The 17,186-nt window shown below is 40.7% G+C and carries 16 protein-coding genes; 7 read left to right on the forward strand and 9 right to left on the reverse strand.

The window, feature by feature from the left end; translation table 11 throughout:
* The first annotated feature begins 233 nt into the window (after positions 1-233).
* Entirely contained in the window at positions 234-2,642 is a 2,409-nt protein-coding gene (locus GZH31_RS19405) for a bifunctional diguanylate cyclase/phosphodiesterase (RefSeq protein ID WP_180311770.1), read from the forward strand.
* Here the strand turns inward: GZH31_RS19405 and GZH31_RS19410 are convergent.
* Complete coding sequence (locus tag GZH31_RS19410) at positions 2,617-3,081, reverse strand: thioredoxin family protein (protein ID WP_036972428.1); 465 nt, start codon at positions 3,079-3,081, stop codon at positions 2,617-2,619. The two genes, GZH31_RS19405 and GZH31_RS19410, sit on opposite strands and share 26 nt — an antisense overlap.
* 245 nt (positions 3,082-3,326) lie before the next feature.
* Between GZH31_RS19410 and GZH31_RS19415 the strand changes: the two genes are divergently transcribed.
* The gene (locus GZH31_RS19415; protein ID WP_074988515.1) at positions 3,327-3,896 is read left to right on the forward strand and encodes a DUF3365 domain-containing protein; all 570 of its coding nucleotides are present in this window, start codon (positions 3,327-3,329) and stop codon (positions 3,894-3,896) included.
* A gap of 99 nt (positions 3,897-3,995) precedes the next feature.
* On the forward strand, positions 3,996-4,331 hold the full coding sequence (locus tag GZH31_RS19420; protein WP_074988514.1) for a zinc ribbon domain-containing protein YjdM: 336 nt from the start codon (positions 3,996-3,998) through the stop codon (positions 4,329-4,331).
* On the opposite strand, the gene GZH31_RS19425 is transcribed toward GZH31_RS19420, so the two are convergent.
* The 6 genes from GZH31_RS19425 to GZH31_RS19450 form a co-directional block, all read right to left on the reverse strand.
* Positions 4,328-5,128, reverse strand: coding sequence for an alpha/beta hydrolase (locus GZH31_RS19425; RefSeq protein WP_065979609.1), 801 nt, complete (start codon positions 5,126-5,128; stop codon positions 4,328-4,330). The genes GZH31_RS19420 and GZH31_RS19425 overlap by 4 nt on opposite strands.
* Positions 5,129-5,317: 189 nt before the next feature.
* Positions 5,318-6,163, reverse strand: a complete 846-nt coding sequence (locus GZH31_RS19430; RefSeq protein ID WP_074988513.1) for a mechanosensitive ion channel family protein — start codon at positions 6,161-6,163, stop codon at positions 5,318-5,320.
* 41 nt (positions 6,164-6,204) lie between these two features.
* A complete protein-coding gene (locus GZH31_RS19435; RefSeq protein ID WP_180311771.1) occupies positions 6,205-7,176 on the reverse strand; it encodes a calcium/sodium antiporter in 972 nt (323 codons plus the stop codon).
* 344 nt (positions 7,177-7,520) lie between these two features.
* Positions 7,521-7,925: a hypothetical protein gene (locus GZH31_RS19440; RefSeq protein ID WP_036972435.1), complete on the reverse strand. Its 405-nt coding sequence runs from the start codon at positions 7,923-7,925 to the stop codon at positions 7,521-7,523.
* Between the two features lie 21 nt (positions 7,926-7,946).
* Positions 7,947-8,174, reverse strand: a complete 228-nt coding sequence (locus GZH31_RS19445) for a hypothetical protein (protein ID WP_075593433.1) — start codon at positions 8,172-8,174, stop codon at positions 7,947-7,949.
* A 218-nt stretch (positions 8,175-8,392) separates the two neighbouring features.
* Positions 8,393-9,202, reverse strand: coding sequence for a sulfite exporter TauE/SafE family protein (locus GZH31_RS19450; RefSeq protein ID WP_036972438.1), 810 nt, complete (start codon positions 9,200-9,202; stop codon positions 8,393-8,395).
* A 389-nt stretch (positions 9,203-9,591) separates the two neighbouring features.
* Here GZH31_RS19450 and GZH31_RS19455 point away from each other — a divergent pair, with 389 nt between their 5' ends.
* The 3 genes from GZH31_RS19455 to GZH31_RS19465 all read left to right on the forward strand — a co-directional run bounded on the left by GZH31_RS19455 (position 9,592) and on the right by GZH31_RS19465 (position 13,371).
* Positions 9,592-10,566, forward strand: a complete 975-nt coding sequence (locus tag GZH31_RS19455) for a DUF1852 domain-containing protein (protein ID WP_036972439.1) — start codon at positions 9,592-9,594, stop codon at positions 10,564-10,566.
* Positions 10,567-10,590: 24 nt separating this feature from the next.
* Positions 10,591-11,622: a methionine synthase gene (locus GZH31_RS19460; RefSeq protein ID WP_180311772.1), complete on the forward strand. Its 1,032-nt coding sequence runs from the start codon at positions 10,591-10,593 to the stop codon at positions 11,620-11,622.
* A gap of 213 nt (positions 11,623-11,835) precedes the next feature.
* The gene (locus GZH31_RS19465; RefSeq protein ID WP_180311773.1) at positions 11,836-13,371 is read left to right on the forward strand and encodes an EAL domain-containing protein; all 1,536 of its coding nucleotides are present in this window, start codon (positions 11,836-11,838) and stop codon (positions 13,369-13,371) included.
* Between the two features lie 252 nt (positions 13,372-13,623).
* Here GZH31_RS19465 and GZH31_RS19470 read toward each other — a convergent pair whose 3' ends face one another.
* Positions 13,624-14,448, reverse strand: coding sequence for a MipA/OmpV family protein (locus tag GZH31_RS19470; protein ID WP_118845056.1), 825 nt, complete (start codon positions 14,446-14,448; stop codon positions 13,624-13,626).
* 578 nt (positions 14,449-15,026) lie between these two features.
* On the opposite strand from GZH31_RS19470, the gene GZH31_RS19475 reads away from it, so the two are divergent.
* The gene (locus GZH31_RS19475; protein WP_118845054.1) at positions 15,027-16,853 is read left to right on the forward strand and encodes a tetratricopeptide repeat-containing diguanylate cyclase; all 1,827 of its coding nucleotides are present in this window, start codon (positions 15,027-15,029) and stop codon (positions 16,851-16,853) included.
* Positions 16,854-16,950: 97 nt separating this feature from the next.
* Here the strand turns inward: GZH31_RS19475 and GZH31_RS19480 are convergent, their stop codons facing one another.
* Complete coding sequence (locus GZH31_RS19480; RefSeq protein ID WP_118845051.1) at positions 16,951-17,178, reverse strand: hypothetical protein; 228 nt, start codon at positions 17,176-17,178, stop codon at positions 16,951-16,953.
* Positions 17,179-17,186 lie beyond the last annotated feature (8 nt).

Below are 17,186 nucleotides of genomic sequence, written 5' to 3' on the forward strand. Positions count from 1 at the left end.
TGTTACATTTTGCTATTTTGTTGAAATTGATGAGTAATTATTGAGCTTTGCTAGACAATAAAGCAACCCTAAACTAGTATTTTTCAGTAAGTAATTTCATACTTTAATTGCCTAAGAGTTTAGGGATGCCCTTGCTGAAGAAAAATAAAATCTCTCAATCGTTACTTTCCTTTATCATTAGTTTCGGCTTATTTTCAACGATTGCATTCAAGGTGTATTTTGATAGGCAAGAAATGCATGAGCTGGAACAAAAAACGATTCTGAATAGTTACAGTAGCGATGTTGAAAAGGCCATTCTCAATGCCCTTCAAGGCCCTTATTTAGTGCGCGCAGCAATGCGTGACTATTCATACACACAAGAGCAGTTCGAAACACTCGCCAAACAAATCCTTAATCACAGCGATGGCAGCCAAACGATCCAGTTGGCGCCAAACGGAATTATTGCCTACAGCTATCCATTACTAAGCCATGAAAGTGTCATCAATGCAGACTTATTCAAAAACAAAACCATCCAAGATTCTTTGCAAAAAACGATACAAACCAAACAAATGCAACTTGATGGGCCTAAAGAGCTCTCACAAGGTGGACAAGGGTTAGTCGCACGCTTACCTATTTTTAAACAAGACACCCTTTGGGGGTTTAGTATTGCTGTGCTGCGCTTTCCTGAATTTATAAGCAATATTAAACCTAAACTTGCCTCTGCATCTCATCGTTTTGAAGTCTGGCAAAAACAAGACACCAATTACCGGCCTTTACTCGCTAATCAGACGTTTGATGAAAGTGAATGGCTAACTCAGCCGATCATGATAAAAAATCAGCAATGGGTAGTCGGCATTAAAGACCAATTTATATTGCGTAGTCACACCGAAATTGCTGTTTTACTGCTGTTCTCACTGCTGTTGTCATCTATCAGCTGTTATTTGTTTTTTATCACGGCGCGTCTTCGCGAGCACGAGCATAATTTAGAAGAATTAGTGCAAAAACAAACAGTCGAACTTTCAGAACAAGCGTTAGCACTCAAACAAGCACAATCATTGAGTGGTGTGGGGAGCTGGCACTTATCACCCGATACGGGAACGCGTCATTTATCAGCCCAAGCCAAAGTGCTTTTTAACTCAGATTCGGCAGAACAAACGATCAACGCTATCTGTAACAGCATCGACAGTTTTTATAAAAATGCCTTTTTAAATTTTATCAATTCACGCCCAAATACGCCTATAGAGCTTGAGTACACCATAAAAATTAATGGCGAAAAGCGCTGGTTTCACGAACTTGCAGAGTGGAACTTTAAAACCAACACTTTAGTGGGGACTGTCGAAGACGTCAGTGACGAAAAACACCAGCAACATGAACTCTATCGGCAAGCTAATTTTGATCCAATGACCGGACTGGCTAATCGCCATTACACTGAAAAATACATCACCAGCTTATGTCCTCAAAATCAATATAACTCAGGACTTACCTTGTTATGCGCTGAAATAAAAGGCTTTCGACAACTCGAAGATATCTATGGTCATAATTTCATAAACGAATTACAAATAATCATTGCCAATCGTTTAATAGAGTTTGCAGAGCACTACCACGCATTTTGCGCTCATATTAAACCCGGGTGTTTTCTAATGCTGTTAAAAGAAGCTATTATTGATGAAAAGCTTGCAACCTTTGTTGATAAACTTCAACACCAAGTTGCTGGTTTAATTGAAACCGCAGGCACGGCCCACTTTTATCATTTTTATATTGGTGTGGGTTACCCTCATTTACAAAGTCTCGATGCAAGAGAGCAAATTAATACGGCACTTATTGCAATGAATGAGTGCCATAGCTTAGAAAAAACATTCACTATTTACAGCCAGTCTCTAAAAGATAAGCTGATAGCAAAGAGCGACTTAGAAAGTGATTTGCGTCACGCCCTCTCTACCGGTAAGCAATTGAGTATGGTTTACCAACCCATTCTTAATACCAAAACAGGGGCGTTGGTTGCATGCGAGGCATTAGTTAGGTGGCAGCATCCTGTTAGGGGCTATGTGTCACCAAACGAATTTATCGCCATTGCAGAGCAGTCTGCGTTGATCAACTTATTATCGCGGTGGATCATTGCCAAAGTCGCTGAAGACTGTCACCGATTAGTGGAAAATAACATTCGTATAAGAATGTCGATAAACCTGTCTCGTAAACAGTTTTCAGATGCGCATCTCGTAAAACGTTTAAGCCAAGAAAAAATGACCTTGTTCCCGGCGGATCAAGAAATAAACCTTGAGATCACTGAGTCTGCTCTTTTTCAAAACACACAATATGCCATTAGCTTAATGCACAAACTAAAAACAGCGGGCTTTGATTTATCGCTTGATGACTTTGGAACGGGTTATTCATCGCTTGCGTCCATACAGCAATTCCCCCTTGATAACGTGAAAATAGACCGTGCGTTTATTTGTAATTGCGTCGAAAACCCGCGTGACGGTCTTTTTTTACAAACCATGAGTGACTTGGCGCATCATTTAAACTTAACCATCACTGCCGAGGGGGTCGAAAGCTCAGAACAATGGCAACTGGTCAGTGATAAAGGCATTGATTACATTCAAGGGTATTTAATTTCAATGCCATTACCAATCGAAAAGTTTATTGAATTTGATCCTGCCCCGTAAGATCGCGGGCAATACTTTGCTGAGGCTTTTCAATCATTCGGGTAAGTTCTGTGCCATCATCACTGATAATGATGGTAGGGGTGTAACGTAAGTCATGCTTCTTTGCGAGGCCGTTAGGGTCGAGCTTGTCGTAGCCAACCGCAACTAAACGCAATGAACCAAGTTGCACTTTAGCCATATCAAGCAATTTTAAAAAGCGCGGTACTTCGCGTTTTGAATCATGGCACCACGTGCCTAAAAAAACTAAAGCTTGCTTGCCTTGCAGTGCTTTTATTGTGTTTAGGTCATTTTCGCTTGGCGAATAGTCTTCATATTCTTCGCTAAATTCAGCGTAGTTTTTAAGTAAGTCTGCAACCGTTATATCGCCAGCATAGGGCGCTTCAGCGGCAAACAGCGTCGTTGACAAAAGCACCACAAAGGCACTCAATACATATTTCATAATTATTATTCTCTACGCTATTAAAGTCCCACAATAACTAATTGCGCTTATTTACACCAGTTTTAGGTGCGTTCAAAACAACACTAAACGCTCTAAAATAAACCTCTACGATGAATAAAAACATGTGCATTAATAGGGTTAAATCAACATCCCTGCTTTCAATTCGGCCTATGACCACACGCTATTCGCAAAATCTTAAAATCTACCCTATTATATTAGTTATAACTAATATAATGAGAATCACCATGGTCACAGCAAAAAGAGTCAGCGGTCTTTTAGTACTTTTCAGTTCAATGAGCTATGCACAAACAACACCGCCAAATATCGCGAGTTTGGAGAGCGAAGCCGTTGAGCGCATTGCATTATTTGCAAACACACTCAAATCTGAACTTGGTGAGGCAATACAGCAAGGTGGGCTTGTTGCAGGGATTGATGTGTGCCAAATGAAGGCGCCCGCTATCGCTGAAAGTTTGTCAATCAATGGCTGGAAAGTCGCTCGTAAAAGCAGCAAAAACCGAAACCCGAACAATAAACCCGATGGTTGGGAGGCCGAGAAAATAGCCGAACTTCTGGACATGCTACGAAACAGCGAAAGCATCGAGAATGTCACATTTTCAACCACCCGCGATGGTCAGTTTCGCTTTGCCAAAGCCATAAAAGTTGCCCCGGTGTGTTTAGCCTGTCACGGTGAAAAAATATCACCAGAGGTAAAACAAGCGCTCAATAATCATTACCCTAACGACTTAGCAACTGGGTATAAACTAGGCGATTTAAGAGGCATTTTTTCTGTGAGCAAAACACTGGAAACCCCCTAATACAATGCCATGATGGTGTATTTGTAAGTAACTTAGGCTCGCATAGTGCACCATTAGCCATTAATATAAGCGCAAATAAAATTAACCTAGGTGTAGTTTATGTCGACCCCTCCTTGCCCAAAGTGTCAATCGGAATACGTATACCCAGATCAAAATAACCTCATATGCCCTGAATGTGGGCATGAATGGAATCCAACGGCTGTAAATAGCGATGACGTGATCACAGTAAAAGATGCCAACGGCACTTTATTGGTAGATGGCGACAAAGTGACAGTTGCTAAAGATTTAAAAATCAAAGGCAGCTCACAAGTCATTAAAATTGGCACCAAAGCTGTTATTCGCCGAGTGCTCGATAAAAAAGACCACGAGCTCGACTGTAAAGTAGACGGTATCGGCGAAATGATGGTCACTGCAAAATTTGTAAAGAAAGCTTAAGCTTGCGCGTCCTCAGCCAGCCATGACAACATGGCGCTGCGGACAACTTCAACATGCTCGCCGCCCACAGTCCAGTGACAAACACCTTCAAGCTCAATAAACTGAGCCTTATTTCGGGCATATTTTTTTGCCATTGCTCGCTGTGCTTTGATGGGGGTCACCCTGTCTTTATTGCCCGCAATGATAAGTATTGGGCAGCGAATTGATGCACTATTAACGCGTGAATAACCCGTTGGAAAAAAGCCACTTACCCCCATTTGAAATGTAGCCCGCCCCGACTCATAAGTCGCATGCTGATATATTAGCTGCTGAACCGAATCAGGTTGCGTATTCGCAATACCATAACGAATCTGCGCAAGCGTGATGTGTGTTACCCGCCGCCATAGCGGAAATAAAAATAAATTACGTCCAAATGTGCGAATAACAGACCAACTCCATGCATTGATCCCCCCCGGTGCGGCTGATGAAAGTAAAATAAGCTTGGCAACATGCGTCCTTGCTGCGACCAATTGAGCCAGTAACCCACCCATCGAATGACCAACTATAATGGCAGGCCTATCAAGCTTGGCTATTTCTGCCATAATAAACGCAACATAATCTTGTAAGCGCAGCTTCGCTAATGTCTGTTTATCTGCCGTTGTATAACTTGATTTGTCAAAATGCATTGGCAACGTTAATGCATGAACTTCAAAGCCCTGTTGCGTAAATACTGCCGCCACGTCTTGCATAGCCACCGCGGTGCTCCACATACCATGAATAAGGACAACGGGTGGTTTATTTTTAAACTGTGTATTCATGCCGTTCATACCATTTATTAACCCATCGAAACGACAGCTTATGTGTGCTGATGTCGACGTTTGTCGTTGTTAAACTGTAAAACATCATTGGCAATTGGGTCCTGAGTGAGCGTTTGTTTATCTTTACCATAATGCATTGTTACCACCCACGGTGGTTAAACAATAAAAGCCACAGTTGTGGCTTTTATTTCACACAGACTCGCTTTTTGTAACAAGCCGTTCGGGTATGTGTAAGGTACGCTGCGGAAATGGAATCGTTAAGCCTGCGTCTTCGATTGACTCTTTAACGCGCTTATTTAAATCCCAATACGTTTGCCAATAATCGTCATTTTTAGCCCACGCTCTAAGCTGTATATTAACTGCACTTTCGGCCATAGCCGATACCATAACGTGAGGTGCAGGCTCTAAAAGTAAGCGAGGTTCACTGGCAGCAATACGTTTTAAAACATCGAACCCTTCATCAATCGAATCGGCATACGAAATACCCACAACAATATCCATGCGGCGTTTACCATTTCGAGTAAAGTTTTTAATATTGTTGCCCCACACAATCCCGTTCGGTGATGCGATATATAAGCCATCGATGGTTTGAAAAATAGTGGTGAACAAATTAACTTCAGAAACTGTTCCTTGCATTGAACCTATTTCAACAAAGTCACCCACTTTAAAGGGCCTTAAAATAAGTAACATCATGCCAGCAGCAATATTACTTAAAGTATCTTTAAGCGCTAAACCAATCGCGAGGCCTGCGGCCCCCACTAACGCAATCAAACTTGCGGTATTTACGCCAAAAATATCTAAAATAAACACACCACCAATCACATATACCGTATAGCCTGTAACCGATGACAAAATAGGCAAGAGTGTGTCGTCTACTTTATTCAGTTTTGAATGAGAGTTTTTAATCGCCTTTTTCACAGACTTGGCGATAAGCGCACTGGCAATCAAAATTACAATCGCCAACACCAATTTGTAGCCCAGCGCAATAATAGTCTGTGAGTGATTAAGCCAAAAATCGCTAACCGTTTGTTTCATACTATGTCCTGTATAATATATTTATATTTCAATTCGTTAACTTAATTGCTTACTGAAAACAGTAACCACGTATTATAGGCACAGTACACAAGCAGTAGCCCAACCCCTTCAACTCTGTTTATTCTGCCAGTCCTGCGATAACCATAAGCAAACACTAATAAACATAGCGTTAAAGAGAACATCGCTAACCAATCACGCATTAATAAATCACTTGAAAGATTAACGGCAGGCGCAATAACACCAGCAATGCCTGTCACCGCTAAAATATTAAACATGTTAGAGCCAATCACGTTACCAATGGCAATATCGTGTTCGCCTTTTCGCGCTGCGACAACTGAGGCGGCAAGTTCAGGTAACGACGTACCCAGTGCCACAATAGTTAAGCCAATAATTAAATCGCTTATTCCCATAAGTTCAGCAATATTTACCGCCCCCCACACAAGTAAACGAGAGCTGGCAATGAGTACAATAAGCCCGATGACTAACCAAGTAATAGCCGCCTTAAGCGACATAGGTTGGGCACTCAGTTCCTGCTCAACATCGTTTTGTAAGGTATCGTTTTTGCTTTTTAGCGCAGCAAAAATACTCCAGCCAATAAAGGCTAGAAACCCAAGTAATAATACAATGGCATCAAAACGCGTTAGGCTGTTGTCCCATATCAACACAGCAAGCAAAATACTAACAAGCAGTAATAGTGGTAGCTCTTTTTTAACAATCGTTGAATGAACAACAATCGGCGAGATAATAGCTGTAAGGCCCAATATCAGCCCTATATTTACGATATTTGACCCAACGGCATTCCCTAAGGCAAGCTCTGGGCTGCCGTCTGCCGCCGCCATAGCTGACACCAACATTTCTGGCGCAGACGTGCCAAAGCCAACAACGACCATACCAATTAAAAGAGTTGGCATACCCGCATATTTAGCACTGACAGCGGCACCATCAACAAATCGATCGGCACTCCAAATCAGCAATGCAAAACCGCATAAAATAGCGAGGACAAAAGTAATCATATGAACTCCCGGCGCATCAGTAGTAACAAAATGACCGACTTGAACATTGCGTAGTCACCCAGACGACACGCTAGAAAAGTAATAAACACGAGCAGGCTCCTTAGGGCGGAATACAATAAGGCATGCACTATGCCCGCCCGGAACACAGTAGATGCCTTAAGTCTTGTCAATCCATACTACGGACATGAACGCCACGAACGAATGTTCGGAGACTGTTGACGTTCATCTTAGTAACTAAGCGACTACTCCCCTAAGGTTAGGCGTAGACTATATAACCAAAAGTCACAAGTACAAAGTAAAATCTACACCTTTTTTACTTGTTTTTTTTACCACGATTCGACTTCTTAAACAGAGTAACGTTCGACGACAATACCCGCCACATCACATGCTTTACAGTGCAATTCCCAACCACCAGCCCAAGTTCGAGCATGAAGACTTGCATGGCAAAGTGGACACACTTCATCAGCAAATGTACTTGGAGTTAACGCTTTTGCACGCTTAGAAAAAAACCTTAAAAACCACAAAATGTTATCATCGATGTTTATCGCAAGATCGCGACGTAAGGTATCGCAAAATGCGTTAAAGACTGCCTGCTTGTATTCCCGTTCATGTTCAGGCGATTTTGCAGCATACAGGCCAAGATAGTGATCGATTTCTTTAACACGTTCAGGCCATGCGTGTGCGTCTATATGATGTTGGCAATCAATCAGTTCTGCCAATGTATAATTTGCGTAATCTGGTTTTATCATCGTAAATTTCCTCCTTAAAACTCACTCACTCGGATAAAGAGAGCCATTTTTATTTATCTCTGCTAACCACTGCTCAAACAAGGTATTAGCATCAGCCAGCTCATTCTGTGACAAGCGTGGGGAGTGCTTTTGCTCAAACCAAGCATAGCGATTATATAAATCATTATTTTGCGTCATTTCCATAAGCAAACGATTAATCGCATAGGCTTTAGCCGCACTGTTTACGCCCACTTGCTCATCGACAAACATATACGTGCTTTTTCACTTCCCTGCATCGCTGCGCGCTCTATGAATTCTGCCCTTGCAAGTTTAGTAGGAAATTGCGAACGCACATAAAATTCAGGTGTTAAACGTAAACATAGCATCCCACGATAAAATGCAAATTGCTAGATTACGCTAGCCCAAAAAACTTGAATGCAAGACATAGCTGCCCAACAGGTGCCTTACACTCAAGCATTAAAAATATGCTAGCGAGTCAGCATATTAACGGCCATTATAATAAGCAAAGTGGCAAATATTTTTTTGATCAATGACACTGGCCATGTCTGCGTTGCTAGGGCCCCCCAAGGCGCAGTAAACCAAGACGTACAAACAATACCCAACAGAGCCGGTAAATAAACAAACCCTGCAAAACCGTCTTGCAATGCAAAGTACTGACTACCCGCACTGATGTAACCTACCGAACCAAATAGCGCAATAACAATGCCACAAGCCGATGCGCAACCAATGGCTTTTTTCATATCGACTGAAAAAAACGTTAATAATGGCACAAGCACCGCACCGCCCCCAATACCTATCATGGCCGATAAGCCACCGGTGATTGTGGTTAAAAATGTAAGCAGGCCTTTATTAGGTAATTGGCGCGCAGTGGATGTATCTCCCCTGCCCCCAAAAATCATTTTAAGCGCAATGAGCACAACGCAAATAGCGAATACTAACCTCACCACATTTTCTGGTAATAACGCCGCAATAAACCCACTGATGAGCGCACCAAGTGCCACACCAACCATCACCCAAGGCGCAATTTCCCATGGCACATTACCATTTTTATGATGCGCTATTGCTGACGACGTTGAAGTAAAAAGTATGGATGCCAATGAGGTTGCAATAGCCACTACCACGACCTGCTCTGCGGGTAAGACATTAAAGTGCAGTAATATAATGCTGAGTATTGGCACAATCACTAAACCGCCACCAATCCCTAATAAACCGGCTAAAAACCCAACGCCACTGCCAAGTAAAGCGCAGTAAAGCACCAACACGATTAATTCACTCATTCCCTTTATCTCTGTTATTCGTTTAGATTTCGAGTATATCAATTAAAGGAACAATAGTTGCGGCGTTAAGTATTGAATATTACTCACGTTTCACATGAAAAAACCACATCATAGCCTCACCCATTTAGCCATCTAGACTTTCAAAGTATGTTTAAGTACTTTGCACCCATATTAAATACACACCACAAGAGTACGTCCCTTTAATGTATGAATCGCATTCATGTTTTACCTGAAATAAAAACGTTTTTCTTCATGCTCCAGAGCACGTATAAATTTATTAACGCTGCAAAGGTTACTAAAGCTAATTGAGTAGCCTGTTATGACTAACACAGCGATAAATAATTAAACAGCAGTCACGTTTTCGGATTAAACATTGGATACCTACAGCCATGAAAAATGATTTTACATTTACTATTAAGCGCATTTGCTTGGATGAAAACTACCATCCATCAAACAGCACGCGTATCACTACCAACTTTGCAAACTTAGCAAGAGGCGAAAGCCGTAAACAGAACCTACGCAATGCTTTAAAAATGATTAATAATCGTTTTAATGCCTTAGCAAATTGGGATAACCCACAAGGCACTCGCTACTCTGTTGAACTGGAAATTATTTCTGTTGATATCGATATTGCGAACAGTGGCGACGTTTTTCCCTCTATTGAAGTGTTAAAAACGAATATTATTGATCACCAGACCGATGAACGAATCGAAGGCATTGTGGGTAACAACTTCTCATCTTATGTTCGCGACTATGACTTTAGTGTGTTGCTGCTTGATCATAATAAAAGTAAAAGCCAATTTAGCATCCCCGATAACTTTGGCGACTTGCACGGCAAGCTGTTTCAACACTTTGTAAGCTCTGATACTTATAAAAGCCACTTTAAAAAACCACCGGTTATTTGCTTAAGCGTATCTGACAACAAAACCTATCACCGCACTGAAAACCAGCATCCAATTTTAGGGGTAGAGTATCAGCCAAATGAAACATCATTAACCGAACAATACTTCAAAAAAATGGGCTTACAAGTGCGTTACTTTATGCCTCCTAACAGTGTGGCTCCTCTGGCATTCTATTTTTTTGGTGATTTGCTTAACGATTACACTAACCTTGAGCTTATCAGCACCATTAGCACCATGGAGACCTTTCAAAAGATCTATAGGCCAGAAATTTATAACGCCAATGCAGTCGCAGGGAGCCGTTATAAACCAAACTTAAAGAACCAAGATCATTCATTAACACAGATTATTTATGACCGTGAAGAGCGCAGTCAGTTAGCTGTTGCACAAGGCAAATTTGCCGAACAATACTTTATAAAGCCCTATAAAACAGTGCTTGAGCAATGGTCTAGCAATCTGGCCTAATAACAAGATAACTAAGCGATTATTATGAAAAAATTATTACCTACTTCAACCGCTGGCAGCTTGCCAAAACCGTCTTGGTTGGCACAGCCAGAAACGCTTTGGTCACCCTGGAAATTACAAGGAAGTGAACTTAGCGATGGCAAGCATGATGCTCTGCGTGTTTCGTTACATGAACAACAGTTAGCAGGTGTTGATATTGTGAGTGATGGCGAACAAACCCGCCAGCACTTTGTCACCACCTTTATTGAACACTTAACAGGGGTTGACTTCGAAAACCGTAAAACCGTTAAAATACGTGACCGTTACGATGCCAGTGTGCCGTGTGTTGTTGGACCTGTATCACGTACCAAACCGGTGTTTGTTGACGATGCCAAATTTTTACGCGCACAAACCAAGCAGCCAATCAAATGGGCGTTGCCGGGTCCGATGACCATGATCGACACCCTGTACGATGACCATTATCACAGCCGCGAAAAGCTCGCCTGGGAATTTGCTAAAATTCTTAATCAAGAGGCCAAAGAGCTTGAAGCTGCAGGTGTCGATATCATTCAATTTGATGAGCCCGCTTTTAATGTGTTTTTTGACGACGTTAACGACTGGGGAATTGCCTGCCTTGAAAGAGCAATCGAAGGGCTGCAATGCGAAACCGCCGTTCATATTTGTTACGGTTACGGCATTAAAGCCAATACCGATTGGAAACAAACATTGGGCAACGAGTGGCGCCAATACGAGGAAATATTTCCTAAGCTACAAAAATCGAATATCGATATAATTTCACTCGAATGTCATAACTCGCGTATACCAATTGAATTACTTGAGCTGATCCGTGGAAAAAAAGTGATGGTAGGCGCTATTGATGTCGCACGCAATGAAATAGAAACCCCAGAAGAGGTTGCCGCAACACTGCGTGAAGCACTCAAATATGTTGATGCCGATAAGCTCTACCCTTGCACCAACTGCGGCATGGCCCCATTGCCCCGAGATATCGCAAATGACAAATTAAAAGCCCTCAGCGCAGGGACAGAGCTTGTACGAAAAGAGCTGCTAGCTAATTAATCCTCACGAAAAACAACGACATTACAGATAAACAAGCAGGTAGCGTGCTACACGACACCTGCTTTTTTACTTCACGCTATTCAAAAAATCGTAATTCCTTAATTTTAAGCAATTTCTGAATGTTTAATCACCCTTTCCGACTGGCTAACATAACTACATTCACCAATACTGTAACGGCAATAAACACAACCCAATAAAAAATAAGGAACCTTGATGCTGTCGAATATACCGCGCTTTAAAATTGACGATATTTTGATGGCCATCAAAAACAACGAGTTCTTTTTAGTCGCACAGCCACAAGTCAACCTCGACACATACGAACTGGTCGGTTTTGAATTTCTGGCACGCTGGAATCATCCTAAATATGGTGTCATCGCACCATTTCATTTTATTGATCTACTTGAAATAAATGAACAATGTTATTTATTAACACTCACACTGTTTGAGCGAATGCTGCAGACCATTCAGCCCATTGATAATACGAAAACGGCTATTCACTATTCATTAAATATGTCAGCTAATGACCTCACCATTGAAGGCTTCGCCAAACAAATCGGTCATTTAATCAATCAATACCAGATAAATGCAGATTCGATTGTACTCGAAGTCACCGAAACCGCAGGTATTTTCAGCAACCAAAGCGTGGCAAACCTAAGACAACTCAGTCAATTGGGTATTCAACTTGCCATTGATGATTTTTGGACGGGCTTTTCGACACTCGAAACGATTCGGTTAAATGTGTTTAGCGAAGTAAAAATTGACTACTCCTTAACCTCGCAGCTTATTAATGACAAAGCAAGCATGGCAGGCATGAACGCTATTCTTCAGCTGTGCAGTGATTTAGAGCTGCGTTGTGTAATCGAAGGCATAGAAACCTGCATGGCACGAGGCATTCTTATTGAAGCAGGTGCCAAAATTGGTCAGGGCTTTTTATTTGACAAAGGGGTTGAAGAGCACGCTCTTAAAGAGTGGATTACTAATTATACTCACAGTCAATACAGCGCAAAATGTGATAACGCTACATTGTTACTCAGTGAAAAAGAGCTTCGTTTACTAGAGCTTCGCCCACATCCTTCTTGGCTATGGGATTTCAACACCAATAAAGTCATTTGGGCAAATCGTTCTGGGGTTAAATTTTGGGGAGTAGAGAGCCTCAAAAACTTACAAGCAAAAACATTCAACTTAATGAGTTACTCAGTAAAAACACGCCTAAAAAGCTATTATCGACGCTTTGTTTCAGGAGAAGCCGAAATAAGTTCTGAATGGGATTTTTACCCAAATGGTCGGCACAAAAAAGTATTTTGTATTCAAATCCCCCGCGTTTCACAAGAAGGTAACTACGTTATGATGGTACATGCGTTTGAAGGGTTTCATTCGCGCCTCCCCCATAAAAAGCACTTCGATTCAACAAACCAGTTCCCTGCCCCTTTTATCATTGTTAATGAGCAAGGAGCGCTAACACGCATCAATAAACACGCCCATATTGAGATTGATATTCAAACAGACCAAATTAGCGAAATAATTGCCCCTGATGATTTTCAAAATATAAAATCAGCCTGCCGAGGTGGGCATTTGGTGCAAACATTTGTAAAAAACCAAAAGAGTGATTGCCAAGACGTACTCTACATTCGTGCTTTAATGGTGCCGGATCAAAATACGTCTGAACAATGTGTTTACCACATAGTGTTAGTGCCTATCAGCGATTTACTCGCTAACGAGATACCCGCGCTAAAACCTGTAGACAATTAAAATTAACACCAATAGGAAGAACAAAACACATTACATTGACCATAGAATAAACGTAATAACAATATTCAATAACTTACTCAATGTTCTAACCCCTCATAGCAACACGACATTTAGGCATTAAGGTTGAAAATGCTGCAGACACTTCAAAATCAATAGAGCTTATAAAGTAGCAAAAATATAAAATACCGTAATTTAGCCAAGGTAATTTAAGCCTGCCCAACGCTTTGAGCAGGCTGTCAAAGAGCATTAAAGTTAGAAAATATAAATGAAACCGACGCCTATTTCACTTTCATAATTACTACGCGCGATGGGGCTTTTCCTTACATCACTGCTGAAGTACTCAAAAAGAGCTTCCGCGTAAATCTGCCAATTATCATTCATATTATGTCGGTAACTGTAATCCACGCCAAACGAGCGTAATCCCCCACTCAAAGAGGTCGTTTCTAAGCCTGATGCCGCAGATTGCATTTCGTCTATACCAAACCCTTTGTTGGCATAGTCACTATCATGAAAAACAGCCACTATATTAACTTCAGAACCCGACCCATCTGTGTGGGTTCCAAAGCGTCTGCCCACCCCAAACAAACCTAAATTTCCATCTTCACTCGCCACAACACGGCTTACTAGCCAGTAACGCCAATCAGGTGTGAAAGAACGACGAGCCTGAAACACCAGTTCAAACCCTTCTTCTTGATCACCTAACCCATCTAATCGGCCATCATCTGAATCGCTTTCTTCTCGCCCCTCATCAAAACCTACCGATGCCTCCAACAACCAATCATTGTTTCGAAGACCACGCCAACCAAATGCTTCTCCAGCAAAATAAAATATATTATCGCCCTTACGCCATTGCACCGCTCCCGCAGGCTGTAATTCAAACCCAAATTCGTCTGAACCTTCGTAAGCCGTTTCATATTCAACGCCTGCACCAAGCCCAAAGCTCCAGCCGTCTTTCCCTTTAGTGAAATCATCTAATGAAGGTAAAGGAACCAGTGCTTCTCTATCCTCTAAAGCCAGTACTGAAGGGGTTGCCAACCCATAAATACAAGAAAGAAAAATTGGTAAAAAATTTTTCATCTATTTCATCCTCTCAAAATTTATTGTGGGGTCTGCATGGCAGATCCTATTCTTGTAGAGAGATCGACCAACAACGGCAGTATGCGAATGCTATTGCATCGTATAAGTGTAGCAATAGAGACTCTTACATTCTTAAGATCATCTATCCGCATAAAAATACGAATGAATTTTTTAACTAGATCAGTAAATAACCCCGTTGAGAGAGGTTAGTTAGTTGGTATATATAAATAGTTTAGGGAGGTTATGAAAATGCTGTTTTTTCTCTTTGAGAAAAACCCAAAATAGTTATAAGAAACACATCTCTGACACCCTCTCAGTAATACTGCAATTCAAGCCTTGCAATAAAGAATTTTCAAATCTGCTGATAAAACCAAAGGGTTTGTGCTCTTTACAAATAAACATGTGAACTCAGCAAGTCTTTCCTAAAATGAGTTAAAAAATAAAAACCTGTCATTTTTTAGTGAGTTTTAAGCTTCTTGTAATTGTTATTATTGAACAACTTTTGTGTTAACCTCAATTAAAAATAATAACTAAATTCTAATAATGGATTAGTAGTTTCTGATGGAGTAACAGTTTAAATGTTAAGGGTTTTATGCTTTGTTCTTTTTTCTTCCAGCTTGGCCGCCAATGAAGTAAAAAATGAAATAGATAAGGTTCTTTATGGCTATACCTCTTTATCTGAGTCGAGAGCTATTTTAGAAAAATTAGAACAAGGAATGCCATATAAAAATGGGCTTGATGATGCGCGAGTAATGGCGTTTAAGTGTTGGTTTTCGGATGTTACTACATCTATTGGGCTACTCCATTACAATGCCTTTTTAAATAATGCGAAGCCAATAATCCATAGCTCAAGTAGTGAAACATTAAAACAAGACCTTACAGCCTGTGAAGCTTTCCAAGAGTACAACCAAGGCAATTACCAATTCGCAGCAACACTTTTAACCCCTATAACTCAAAACTCTGCAAACACGCAAAACCCTGAAGAGCTAAACGCCATTGCAACCGCTAACACTGTACTCAACCGTATTTACTTAGCTCTAGGCAACTATGAGGATGCATTCCATGCAGCACAAAAAGCCTATCAGCTATTTGAAAAATCAGGAAATAGCTATGAACAAGCTCTTGCCCTAAAAGAAATAGCAGATATTCATATCGCTCTTTACAACTTTGATCTTGCAATTGAACAACTGCAACGCTCTGCAACCGAATTAGCAAAGTTTAATAAACAAGAACATTACAAAGTAATCGATCAACTCGCTTTTGCTCATGAAAAAAGCGGAAATTTCCCCAAAGCTATAGAGTTGTATCAGTCAATTAAAAAAGATGTAAGGTCTTACGAAAGCGATAACGGTTATGCTTACGTATTGATAAAACTAGCCGAGCTTTACACCGAACTAGACCAGCTCAATGCTGCAAAGTCATATTTAACCGCTGTTGATAAACTAAAGATAAATGATAGCTGGATCAAAACACTGCTAACTATGACACAAGCCCAATGGAACTTAAAAAGTAATAATCTAAACGCAGCTCTGACTTTATTTAATATGTTACAAACTGAGCAAAACTCATGGCCGGTCAGTTTTAAAGAAAGGTATTTAAACTTTGCTTCATTAGTTGCTGAAGCCACAAATGACTCCTCGTTACACATAAATGCTCAGCAACAACTGATAACGATAGTAAAACAAAAGCAAAAAGACATAGCCAATAACGCCCTTATATCTGCACGTCTAAACTTTAACTTTGAACAACAAAAGCGTGAAATAACTCGTCTAGAACAAGCTTCAGCTCTGCAAAAAGAGTTACTAACAGTGGCTGAAGATAAAGCCTTTTGGCAACGATTAACACTCATTATTGCCAGCGTATGCTTATTCCTATTTGCAATTTATACCTTCAAACAAGTTCGTCAGAAAAAGTACTATGAAATACTTGCTTTAAAAGATGAGCTAACAGGCATAGCGAACCGAAGAGCTATCATTAACCTGAAGCGTAAGGTTATGCAAAAAAATCAACATAACTCTCAAGTAAGTTCACTGATTTCAATTGATATAGACCATTTTAAAGCTGTAAATGATCAGTACGGCCATGATATTGGCGATGAGCTTATCATTTCAGTTGTAAACACGATTGTAAGTACTGTGCGCTGTTCGGATATGGTCGGAAGAGTAGGTGGCGAAGAGTTTTTAATTGTTCTTGAAAATCAAACTCTCAACAATGCAAAAGAGATTGCATGGCGTATCAGGCATTCAATAGCAGAAAAACAACATACTTCTTTGAGGGTTAATGCGACCGTAAGTATTGGTGTTATTGAAATATCCCAACAGGAGACTGCAGAGCAAGCAGCAAAACGTGTAGATTTAAACTTATACAAAGCTAAGGAAAATGGCCGGAATCGTGTTGTGGTTTAGCCATAGTTAAACATTCTTGGTAACAACTAACCACTGCGTTTATTTTTGAAAAGTAAACGCTTTTCGGTCAAAAGCTAATAGCAAAAACAACCCGGAATCAGAAAAATACAAAAATAGTTACAACAAACACATTTGCTAAAACACCACTCAATAAGATCTGCAATTCCAGCCCTGTAAGAAAGCATTCCAGTTTAGGCAAAAAAGTACAATTTGCATCTAAGAGTTTTAAATTATCACCAAAGGTCACACCTGCATGTCTGGAGAACATTAAAGCAACAGAAGTTAGAAGCAAATTTCTTCTTTGCCTGCTGGTTGCTTCAATCATTTCCAGAA

It is taken from the genome of Pseudoalteromonas sp. JSTW (assembly GCF_013423925.1).
In the GTDB taxonomy this organism is placed as follows: Bacteria; Pseudomonadota; Gammaproteobacteria; order Enterobacterales; family Alteromonadaceae; genus Pseudoalteromonas; species Pseudoalteromonas lipolytica.

What these genes read in the sequence shown, in the direction of transcription:
- GZH31_RS19450 (WP_036972438.1), bottom strand. Translation starts at nt 9,202, where the DNA reads ATGAGTGAATTAATCGTGTTGGTGCTTTACTGCGCTTTACTTGGCAGT.
- GZH31_RS19465 (WP_180311773.1), top strand. Translation starts at nt 11,836, where the DNA reads ATGCTGTCGAATATACCGCGCTTTAAAATTGACGATATTTTGATGGCC.
- GZH31_RS19475 (WP_118845054.1), top strand. Translation starts at nt 15,027, where the DNA reads ATGTTAAGGGTTTTATGCTTTGTTCTTTTTTCTTCCAGCTTGGCCGCC.
- GZH31_RS19455 (WP_036972439.1), top strand. Translation starts at nt 9,592, where the DNA reads ATGAAAAATGATTTTACATTTACTATTAAGCGCATTTGCTTGGATGAA.
- GZH31_RS19440 (WP_036972435.1), bottom strand. Translation starts at nt 7,925, where the DNA reads ATGATAAAACCAGATTACGCAAATTATACATTGGCAGAACTGATTGAT.
- GZH31_RS19420 (WP_074988514.1), top strand. Translation starts at nt 3,996, where the DNA reads ATGTCGACCCCTCCTTGCCCAAAGTGTCAATCGGAATACGTATACCCA.
- GZH31_RS19415 (WP_074988515.1), top strand. Translation starts at nt 3,327, where the DNA reads ATGGTCACAGCAAAAAGAGTCAGCGGTCTTTTAGTACTTTTCAGTTCA.
- GZH31_RS19405 (WP_180311770.1), top strand. Translation starts at nt 234, where the DNA reads ATGCATGAGCTGGAACAAAAAACGATTCTGAATAGTTACAGTAGCGAT.
- GZH31_RS19460 (WP_180311772.1), top strand. Translation starts at nt 10,591, where the DNA reads ATGAAAAAATTATTACCTACTTCAACCGCTGGCAGCTTGCCAAAACCG.
- GZH31_RS19435 (WP_180311771.1), bottom strand. Translation starts at nt 7,176, where the DNA reads ATGATTACTTTTGTCCTCGCTATTTTATGCGGTTTTGCATTGCTGATT.
- GZH31_RS19410 (WP_036972428.1), bottom strand. Translation starts at nt 3,081, where the DNA reads ATGAAATATGTATTGAGTGCCTTTGTGGTGCTTTTGTCAACGACGCTG.
- GZH31_RS19480 (WP_118845051.1), bottom strand. Translation starts at nt 17,178, where the DNA reads ATGATTGAAGCAACCAGCAGGCAAAGAAGAAATTTGCTTCTAACTTCT.
- GZH31_RS19430 (WP_074988513.1), bottom strand. Translation starts at nt 6,163, where the DNA reads ATGAAACAAACGGTTAGCGATTTTTGGCTTAATCACTCACAGACTATT.
- GZH31_RS19445 (WP_075593433.1), bottom strand. Translation starts at nt 8,174, where the DNA reads ATGTTTGTCGATGAGCAAGTGGGCGTAAACAGTGCGGCTAAAGCCTAT.
- GZH31_RS19425 (WP_065979609.1), bottom strand. Translation starts at nt 5,128, where the DNA reads ATGAATACACAGTTTAAAAATAAACCACCCGTTGTCCTTATTCATGGT.
- GZH31_RS19470 (WP_118845056.1), bottom strand. Translation starts at nt 14,448, where the DNA reads ATGAAAAATTTTTTACCAATTTTTCTTTCTTGTATTTATGGGTTGGCA.